Origin of the sequence: Microbacterium sp. B19 (assembly GCF_000333395.1) — a bacterium.
In the GTDB taxonomy this organism is placed as follows: domain Bacteria; phylum Actinomycetota; class Actinomycetes; order Actinomycetales; family Microbacteriaceae; genus Microbacterium.
In genome coordinates this window covers 1-9274 of record NZ_BADA01000386.1, presented here as the reverse complement: position 1 = coordinate 9274, position 9274 = coordinate 1, and the positions used below count along the sequence as shown (strand labels likewise).

7 protein-coding genes and 2 tRNA genes are annotated in these 9274 nt (G+C 69.2%); 8 read left to right on the top strand and 1 reads right to left on the bottom strand.

Features of this window, described 5'->3' with window-relative positions; genetic code table 11:
- The 4 genes from I5G_RS13940 to I5G_RS13925 form a co-directional block, all read left to right on the top strand.
- Positions 1–281, top strand: a 281-nt coding sequence (locus I5G_RS13940; protein WP_022879606.1) for an inositol monophosphatase family protein, incomplete at its 5' end; no start/stop codon positions are given.
- Between the two features lie 228 nt (positions 282–509).
- Positions 510–1979, top strand: coding sequence for a M23 family metallopeptidase (locus I5G_RS22585; protein WP_022879605.1), 1470 nt, complete (start codon positions 510–512; stop codon positions 1977–1979).
- A 55-nt stretch (positions 1980–2034) separates the two neighbouring features.
- Positions 2035–2106 (top strand) — tRNA-Thr (locus I5G_RS13930).
- A 29-nt stretch (positions 2107–2135) separates the two neighbouring features.
- Positions 2136–2212 (top strand) — tRNA-Met (locus I5G_RS13925).
- Between the two features lie 135 nt (positions 2213–2347).
- Here I5G_RS13925 and I5G_RS13920 read toward each other — a convergent pair.
- Positions 2348–2731 carry a hypothetical protein gene (locus tag I5G_RS13920; RefSeq protein WP_022879604.1) on the bottom strand — a complete coding sequence of 128 codons (384 nt, stop codon included), beginning with the start codon at positions 2729–2731 and terminating at the stop codon, positions 2348–2350.
- A gap of 643 nt (positions 2732–3374) precedes the next feature.
- Here I5G_RS13920 and I5G_RS13915 point away from each other — a divergent pair.
- The 4 genes from I5G_RS13915 to I5G_RS13900 form a co-directional block, all read left to right on the top strand.
- Positions 3375–4883 (top strand): class I adenylate-forming enzyme family protein, encoded by a 1509-nt coding sequence (locus I5G_RS13915; RefSeq protein WP_022879603.1) that lies wholly within the window; start codon positions 3375–3377, stop codon positions 4881–4883.
- A gap of 42 nt (positions 4884–4925) precedes the next feature.
- The gene (locus I5G_RS13910; RefSeq protein ID WP_022879602.1) at positions 4926–6752 is read left to right on the top strand and encodes a DUF3556 domain-containing protein; all 1827 of its coding nucleotides are present in this window, start codon (positions 4926–4928) and stop codon (positions 6750–6752) included.
- Positions 6749–8194 carry an NAD(P)/FAD-dependent oxidoreductase gene (locus I5G_RS22580; protein WP_022879601.1) on the top strand — a complete coding sequence of 482 codons (1446 nt, stop codon included), beginning with the start codon at positions 6749–6751 and terminating at the stop codon, positions 8192–8194. The genes I5G_RS13910 and I5G_RS22580 overlap by 4 nt, the downstream gene beginning before the upstream one ends.
- Positions 8191–9274: hypothetical protein (locus tag I5G_RS13900; protein WP_022879600.1), on the top strand; the 1084-nt coding region annotated here is incomplete at its 3' end. The genes I5G_RS22580 and I5G_RS13900, both read left to right, overlap by 4 nt.

Below are 9274 nucleotides of genomic sequence, written 5' to 3'. Positions count from 1 at the left end.
CGACGCTCGAGCGACTCGCCCGCGTCATGCCGATCGCGCGCGACATCCGCCGCATCGGTGCCGCGTCGCTCGACCTGGCGTCCGTCGCCGCCGGACGAGTGGATGCCTACTACGAAAAGGGCACCAACCCTTGGGATCACGCCGCAGGAGTGCTGCTCGTCGAGGAGGCCGGCGGCATGGTCGGCGGAGCACCGGGCGGGCGTCCGGGCAAGGGAATGGTGATCGCCGCAGGTCCCGGGTTCTACGAGCGGCTCGAGGAGATCCTCGAACCGGAACTGTGAATGTCCAACCCTTCATGGCATTCCCAGTGATGCCGGGTTAGGGTAGTTACCTGTTCGTTATTTTCGCGACCCGAACCTGCGGAAATGGCAGAAGCCCGAAAGCCCGAAGCCGTCGCGCCCGCGACATGAACCGAGAGCCCCCGCGCGTTGCCGTCAGAAGCCCCCGAGACTGAGCCCGCCCGAACGCGGCGATCCAGTCGCCCCTCCACCACGCCCGTCGCGACCGAGTTGACGCGAGCCGAGCGTCGCCGCCTCTCCGCCTCCGCAGCGGAGACCCCGAACGGTGAGCCCGCCGAGTCGGTCGCCCCGGTCGAGGCGGATGTCGCGTCGCAGCCCGAGATCGTCGAGCAGGTGGCCGCCGCCGTCATCGAGACAGTGATCGCCGCGACGATCCAGCCGACCCTCCCCGCTCCGCGCCGCCGCTCGTCGCGTGCCGCTGCGAGCTCCGCCACCCCCGCGGTGACGGAGACCGAAGCGATCGCGACGACCGAGGACGTGGCATCCACGACTCCGGCATCCGATGCCCTCGACGTCACCGTCGTCGACGAGCGTCGCTCCCACGACGACGTGGCCGTCATCCTGCAGAGCGCCGACGCGACGGAGGCGACCACGCCCGTCGGTCTCCCGACCTCGCCGATCACCCTCCCGTCGACGCGCCGCAGCCGCCGCCGCCCCGTGACGGTCGACGCCGAGCCGTCGCCGATCGCGGTCGAGGCGCCCGCGGTGCAGCCCGCTCCCGCCGAGCCGATCGCGGCCGAAGCACCCGCGGACGCCGCTCCGGCCGACACGACCACGACGGACGACATCGCCGACGAATTCGAGGCCGCCGCGCGCCTGTTCGCGTTCACCGCTGAGACCCCCGTGCAGCAGCCCGTCGCGGAGCCGGTCGTGCCGCCCGCGCGTCCGGTCACGCAGGGTCTTCCCGTGGATGCCACGCTCCGCCGCCGGAGCGGTCGCCGCGTTGCCGCTGCCACGTTCTCCGTCGGCGTGATGGGTCTCGTCGGTCTCATGACCGTCGGGATGACGATGCCGGTGAGCGCCCTTGCCTCCGCCAACGGCACCACGAACGTCGCCGCCCCCGAGACGGCGGTGACGCAGAACCTGGCCGTCGCCGGCGGCGATGTCGGGAACGGCGCGATCCAGGCCTACGTGGCTCCGGCCCAGTCGCAGTCGGCGATCGTCGACCGCGCCGACGGCTACTCGGCCGCGACGTACGCGCAGGTCGCCGCCGACAGTGGCATCAAGTACCCGAGCAACTTCTACACGAACGACACCTCCGCGGCGATCCAGTGGCCGTTCGCGGTGGGCGTCGGAATCAGCTACGGCTTCGGCATGCGCGATGGCGTCATGCACGAGGGCGCCGACTTCATCCCCGGTGAGGGCGCGCCGATCCAGGCGATCGCCGACGGCGTGGTCCGCACCGCGACTGAGGACGGCGGCGGCTACGGCGTCATGATCATCATCGACCACAAGATCGATGGCCAGCTGGTGTCCAGCCGCTACGCCCACATGCTCCACGGGTCGATGCAGGTCAAGCAGGGCGACGTCGTCCACGTCGGCGAGGTCATCGGCCACACCGGTGATACCGGTCACTCGTTCGGTGCCCACACGCACTTCGAGATCCTGATGAACGGCACGGTCGCGATCGACCCGATCACGTGGCTCCGCGCGAACGCCGGACGTCACTCGCTCGATTAGAAGAGGCCGCCAAGCTCTGATATTCTCTTCTAGTTGCCTGGAGCGATCCGGGTACGCCCCGATAGCTCAGTGGCAGAGCACTTCCATGGTAAGGAAGGGGTCGTCAGTTCAATCCTGACTCGGGGCTCACAGCATCTCCTTCGAGGGATGCCGCGCGGCGGGGTAGCTCAGTTGGTGAGAGCGCACGACTCATAATCGTGAGGTCGCGGGTTCAAGCCCCGCTCCCGCTACCAGAACGTCAGATCAGCCCCGGTTTCCGCCGGGGCTTCTGTCATTCACGGGCGGGGGTCCCGCACATTCACGTTCCCCGCACGGAGTCGAGCGTCTCCACCGCGGGATCGCGCCGCGCTTCGCCGACCGATTCCGCGTCACCGACCGTTCTGCGCGTAGTACGCGGTCAGCCAGTAATCGCTTCCGTCCGGGACGTCGATCTGCAGGGCCGTCGGCTGCGACGGGTCGTCGAGCGGTACCGCGGCGATCGATGTGCCCGCCGTGCCGCAGGCGGCCCCGACGGTGTTCGGGTGCGCTTGTTCCACCGTCACCGAGTAGGTGTCCGTGCCGGTGCAGGTCAGAAGAACCACGACTTCGACGGGGGCGCTGAGATCGGTGGCCGGGAGCGTGACGGTCTCGTCCTTGTCCCCGGAGAAGTTGCCCGCGGGGACCGCACGGGGGTACCGCGTCAGGACCTTCTCTCCTTGGCTGGCGAAGCGTTCCTCGTCCGTGGGGCTGGCGGCGGGAGTCGTCGATGTCACGGAGGGAGGTGTCGGCGAGGGGCTCGGGGCTTGTGGTGTGCACGCCGCCACGGTCATCACGAGTGGTACGGCTCCGGCAATGGCCAGCCTTCTGTGCATGTTCATCGCACCTTCCCCTTCGCCCTCCGGCGCCTCGTCGGCCATGTTTGTGCACGTGCTGCGAAATGGGAAGGATCGGCATTTTGCGGTGATTCTCAGGGGTAGCCGAATCGGCGCCTCACCTGCGGTTGATTCGCGCGACTCCAGGGTTGTAGCAACAGCAGTGTCTTGAAATATCCGCCCGACCCGGCTATCGCGCTCGGGGACATTGTTCGCACGTACGACTCGTACGAACTCGAGGAAGTGATCGCGCGGTCCGGCCGCGGAACATTCCGGGTCGTCCGCCCGCGCGACTCATCGCAGGAACGGCGGGGCCTCGTGACGAGGTTCAGTGCAGAGGGCGCGCTCCTCGAGTAGTCATCGCACAATCTCGCATCCTGGATTGAGCGTGCTCGGACCACCCGTGCACTGTGCACACCCTCCGCTGTGAACTTCGCCACCCGAGCCACTGTGCCGGGCTTCGCCGGTTTCTACCGTGGAGCGAGCGCGATGTCGCGCAGGCCGGCATCGCACCGACGCGGTGGTCGGGAGGAAAGGCGGATCCATGTCACGCGTATTCGAATCGGGACCTTCCCCCGTTCGTGGGGGAGCGCAAGCCTCTCTGCAGCACCTGCCGTGGCTCAGCCCGGGGGCGGGATCGACGCGGCTGAGCGTCCGCGACGCGAACGAGGAGCTCACCTACATCGGCCTCGAGAAGCGTGCGGCCGCGTGCGCCGAGCAACTCGAGGAGCGGGGCATCGGTCGGGGTGACGTCGTCGCAATCATGCTGCCCAACTCCGTCGCGTTCGTCGTCGCACTGCTGGGGGCGTGGCGGGTCGGAGCGGCGGTGACGCCGGTGAACCCGACGTTCACCGAACGCGAGTTGCGCTACCAGCTCGAAGACTCGGGCGCGCACCTGCTCATCACCGCGAACGAGTACCCCGGGATGGATGCCGAAACCCTCCGCCCCAGCGATCTCAAGCGCGTCCCCGACGGCCCGGTGGGGGATCCGGCGATCGCCGAAGACACCCTGGCTCTCCTCGTGTACACGAGCGGATCGACGGGCCAGCCGAAGGGGGTGATGCTCGACCACGCGAACCTGCGGGCGATGGCCCAGGCACTGCGGTCGCACGTCGGCTTCGGCCCCGACGACCACGCGCTGCTCGTCCTCCCGCTGTTCCACGTCAACTCGCTGTGCGTCAGCTTCCTCGCGCCGCTCAGCGCCGGCGGGAGCGTGACGATCCTGGAGCGGTTCTCGCCCGACACGTTCCTGCAGACCGCGGCGCGCTGCGGCGTGACCTACTTCTCCACGGTGCCGGCGATTCTCGCGCGGCTGGCGGAGCTCCCCCGCGAAGCGATTCCGCGGCTGCCCACCCTCCGCTTCGTCATCTGCGGCGCCGCCCCCGCGAACGCGGAACTGCTCGCGCTCACCGAGAAGCGGCTCGGCGTCCCCGTGCTGGAGGGCTACGGGCTGACCGAGGCGACGTGCGCGTCCACGTGCAACCCCCTGTGGGGCGAACGCAAGCCCGGCACCGTGGGACGCGTCCTGCCCGGCCAGCAGATCGTCATCCTCGGGGAGGACGGCCTCGTCGCCGCACCCGGCGTGCGCGGCGAGGTCGCGGTCCTGGGCCCGACGGTCATGCGCGGATATCTCGGACGACCGGATGCCACGGCCGAGGTGATGCGCGGCGGATGGCTGCGCACCGGCGACATCGGATTCCTCGACGAGGACGCGTACCTGACGCTGGTCGATCGCAGCAAGGACATGATCATCCGCGGTGGGGAGAACCTCTACCCCAAGGAGATTGAGGCGTACCTCGCCACGCACCCCGCCGTGCTGGAGGCCGCCGTGATCGGCCGCCCCCACCCCGTGTACGGCGAGGTGCCGATCGCGCACGTGGTCCTCCACCCCGGGACGACGGCATCCGAAGCCGATCTGCGCGACCACTGCGGACGCGGGCTGACGAAGATCAAGGTCCCCACCGAGATCCACGTCGTGTCCGACCTTCTGCGCAACCCGGTCGGCAAGGTCGACAAGCCCGCCATGCGACGCGCCCTCGCCCCCACCGCCTGAGCAATTCCCGACCACGAATTCCCGTCACCGAAGGAGCTGAACATGGGATTCACCACCGGAGATTTCCCCCCGGTCGACACGTCGACCTTCCTGCACCAACCGCTCCGTGAGCGCGTCCGAGCGCTTGCGCTGCACTGGGTCGAATACGGCTTCGGCTCGCCGCGGATCATCGCGGCCACCTACGTTGCGAAGATCCTGTTCCTCTGGCTGTTCGTGGGCGCCGTGATCATCACCGCGACCAGCGGCGTCGGCTGGTTCTGGCAGGTCGATCAGTGGTGGAATCAGCCGATCGTCTATCAGAAGGCGATCATCTGGACGATGCTGCTCGAGACGATCGGCGTCGCCGGGTCCTGGGGGCCGATCGCCGGAAAGTTCAAGCCGATGACCGGTGGCATCCTCTTCTGGGCGCGACCGGGCACGATCAGGCTGCGTCCGTGGGAATGGGTGCCGGGCACGGCCGGGGACACGCGCACGGTCCTCGACGTCGTTCTTTACCTCGGACTCGTCGCCTCGCTGGCTGTCGCGCTGGTACTGCCCGGGACCGTCACGCCCGCGCTCGCCGCCGTCCTCCCGGGGAACACGAGCGGTCTCGTGCAGACGCCGGCCGTGGTCGCCGCGATCGTGTTCCTCGTCCTCGCGGGGCTCCGGGACAAGACGATCGCGGTGGCTTCCCGCATCGAGCAGTACCTGCCGGCGCTGGTGTTCTTCGCCGTGCTGTCGTTCACCGACATGATCATCGCGCTGAAGCTCCTCATCGTCGTCGTCTGGGTCGGCGCCGGCGTCTCGAAGTTCGGGCGCCATTTCGTCAACGTCATCCCGCCCATGCTCAGCAATACGCCGTTCTGGCCGCCACGGTGGCTGAAGCGCTCGCTCTACCGCGATTTTCCGCACGACATCCGCCCGTCCCGGCTGGCGCATTTCTTGGCGCACGTCATGGGAATGACGGTCGAGATCGCCGCACCGCTCGTGCTGCTGTTCTCACAGAACTTCTGGGTCACGCTCGCGGCCGTGGTGGTGATGGTCGGTTTCCACCTCTTCATCATTTCGACCTTCCCCCTCGCGGTGCCGCTCGAATGGAACACGCTCTTCTCGTACGCCGCGATCTTCCTCTTCCTCGGATTCCCGGCGAGTGCCGGGTACGGCCTCGCCGACATCAGCAGCCCGTGGTTGCTCGCCGGTCTGGTCGCGGCGCTGGCGTTCTTCCCGGTGCTGGGCAACCTACGGCCCGACAAGGTCTCGTTCCTGCCCTCGATGCGGCAGTACGCCGGCAACTGGGCTTCGGCGCTGTGGACATTCACGCCCGGTGCGGAGAAGAAATTGGATGCCATCATCCGACCGACCAAGAACCAGGTCGAGCAGCTGCAGCAGATGGGGTATCCCGCCGAGATCGCCGAGATCACGATGCAGCAGACCATCGCGTGGCGGTCGATGCACAGCCAGGGACGAGGGCTGTTCTCGGTCCTCTACCGGTCGGTGCCGGACATCGAGTCGCGGACGGTCCGCGAGGGGGAGTTCGCCTGCAACTCGGTGATCGGATTCAATTTCGGCGACGGGCACCTGCACGACGAGAGACTCATCCGCGCCCTGCAGACCCGCTGCCACTTCGCACCCGGCGAATTCGTCGTCGTATGGGTGGAGTCTCAGCCCATCCACTCGGCATTCCAGGAGTACAAGGTGATCGACGCGTCCCTCGGGGTGATCGAACGTGGCCGGTGGCGCGTCGCCGACGCCGTCGCCGCCCAGCCCTGGCTGCCGGATGGCCCCATCCCCATCGACGTGCGCTGGAAGCGGGAGGGTTCCGAGCCGGTCCCCGACGTCACCAACAGCGTCCGTCTGCCTCGGAAGCGGAACGAGCGGGTCGCGGGATGACCCGTGCCGTCGTCGTCGGGAGCGGACCCAACGGACTCGCCGCGGCCGCGACGCTCGTCGCAGCCGGGGTGACGGTCCACGTCATCGAAGCCGCGGACGAACTCGGCGGAGGGGCGCGCAACAGCGCGCCTCTCCTGGCGGGACTGATCCAGGACCACTGCGCCGCGGTCCATCCGATGGCCGCGGCGTCGCCCTATCTCCGCGACCTCGATCTGCCGGGAGTGGAGTGGGCGTTGCCGGAGATCGATTGCGCCCATCCCCTCGATGACGGCGACGCGGTCCTCCTCCGCCGGTCCATCGCCGAGACCGCGGAGGGACTGGGGCGCGACGGGTGGCGCTGGCGTGCTCTGTTCGGGCTGCCGTCGGCGAGATTCGCGGCGCTGTCGGAGGACATCTTCCGTCCGCTCCTCGGCATCCCTCGTCATCCCTTCCTGCTCGCGCGGTTCGGTGCGGTCGCGGCGCCACCGCCCACGTGGGTGGCCCGCGCCTTCTCCCAGGAGCGGACGCGCGCCCTCTTCCTCGGCGTCGCGGCGCACGCGTTCCAACGCCTGGACCAGCCGCTGGTGACCGGCATCGGCGCCGGCATCATCACTGCCGGCCACGCGGTGGGCTGGCCGGTCATCGCGGGAGGGACGGGAGCACTCACGGATGCCGTGATCGCGCGCCTCCGCGCGCAGGGGGTCACGTTCGAGACGGGCACGCGCATCCGCTCCCGGTGGGAGCTTCCGCCCCACGACATCGCGCTGCTCGACGTGCACCCCCACGCGGTCGCGGAGATCCTGGGGGAGAGCCTCCCGGCGCGGGAGGGAAAGGCCTTCCGACGATTCCGTGCCGGCCCGGCGGCCTTCAAGGTCGAGTTCGCCGTCGCGGGAGGAGTGCCGTGGCGCTCGCCGGAGGTCGGCCGCGCCGGAACCGTCCACTTGGGCGGTTCGGCTCGCGAGATCGTCGCCCTCGAGCGGGAGACGTCTCGCGGCAGGATGCCGGCGCGCCCCTTCGTCCTGGTCGGTCAGCAGCACGTCGCGGACCCTCAGCGGTCGGTCGGTGACGTGCACCCGGTCTACGCGTACGCCCACGTGCCGGCCGGCTACACCGGGGACGCGACCGATGCGATCGTGGCCCAGTTCGAGCGGTTCGCGCCGGGATTCACCGAGCGTGTCGTCGCCACGCGCGTCCTCACGGCCACCGACCTGAGCCGCGAGAACCCCAACTTCGTCGGCGGCGACATCCTCACCGGGGCGAAGACCCCGCGACAGTTCACGCTCGGACCGCGTCTCTCCGCCCAGCCGTACGATACGGGGGTGCCCGGTTATTACCTCTGCTCGGCAGCCACCCCGCCGGGGCCCGGCGTGCACGGACTGTGCGGAGTGAACGCGGCCCGACGCGCGCTGCAGGCCGTGGCATCCCCTCAGCTGGTCGGAAGCGCCGCCGTCGGCCGATCGTGACGCAGCCCACCGATCTTCACGGCTCCGAGGACCCCGGCGGTGACCTCGACACGCGAGCGCTGCTCGCGCTCGTGGCGCGCCACCTCGACCTGCGCGTGCCCGAGATCGTCGGTGAGATGCGGGACCTCCTCGCTTCCCGCATCGATGACCTCGGAGGCGACCCCCAACTGGTCGAGATGCTGCACGCGAGCATCGAGGGCAACGTCACGACGATCTGCCACATCTTGACCAACGACATCGACGTGGACAGCCTCCAGCCCACGACCGCCGCCGTGGAGTACGCGGCGCGCCTAGCGCAGCGGGATGTGCCGCTGTCGTCCCTCACCCGCGCCTACTACCTCGGACAGAGCATGTTCCTCCGCCTGGGGATCGCCGAGGTCGAGCGTCTGGACATCCCCGAGGGCATGAAGATCGAGGTGGTCCGCGGTATCGCGGACGCGGTGCACCGCTACATCGACTGGATCCTGCAGTTCGTGTCGACGGTGCACGACGAAGAACGCCGACGGTGGTGGAACACCCGCGCCACCCTCAACGCGGCGGTGGTCCTCAAGGTCCTGCGCGGCGACGCGCTTCCCGTCCGCGGGTTCGCATCCGAGACGGGCTATTCGCTCGCGCAGAGTCACCTCGCGGTCGTCGCCTGGTCGGACGTCGACGACAGTGACCCCGAGCGGCAGCGCGAGATCGACCATGCGCTCCGCCGGATCGGCGGTGCCCTGCGCTCGCCCGTCTCCCCGTTGGTCACCGCCGTCGACCGCTCCACGGCGTGGGCGTGGATCGGTTCGCCGATGCTGACGGAGCAGTCGCTCACCGACACCACGACGCTCGTCCAGACGGTGCCGGGGCTGCGGCTCGCGCTCGGCGCGATCGCCGGCGACGTGGCAGGCTTCCGCCGCTCCCACGAACAGGCCGTCGCCGCACGCCTCGTCGCGCTGACCTCGCCGCGCTACCGCGGCTCGACTGTGGTGACGTACACGGATCCGCAGGTGGCGCTCGTGGACCTGCTGACGAAGGATGCCGCCACCACGCGCCGCTGGATAATGGACGTCCTGGGGCCTTACGCCGCTCCGGGGAGCAGGCCCG

Excerpts from the sequence above, each read along its gene's own strand:
- I5G_RS22580 (WP_022879601.1), top strand. The coding sequence starts at position 6,749 with ATGACCCGTGCCGTCGTCGTCGGGAGCGGACCCAACGGACTCGCCGCG.
- I5G_RS13910 (WP_022879602.1), top strand. The coding sequence starts at position 4,926 with ATGGGATTCACCACCGGAGATTTCCCCCCGGTCGACACGTCGACCTTC.
- I5G_RS13915 (WP_022879603.1), top strand. The coding sequence starts at position 3,375 with ATGTCACGCGTATTCGAATCGGGACCTTCCCCCGTTCGTGGGGGAGCG.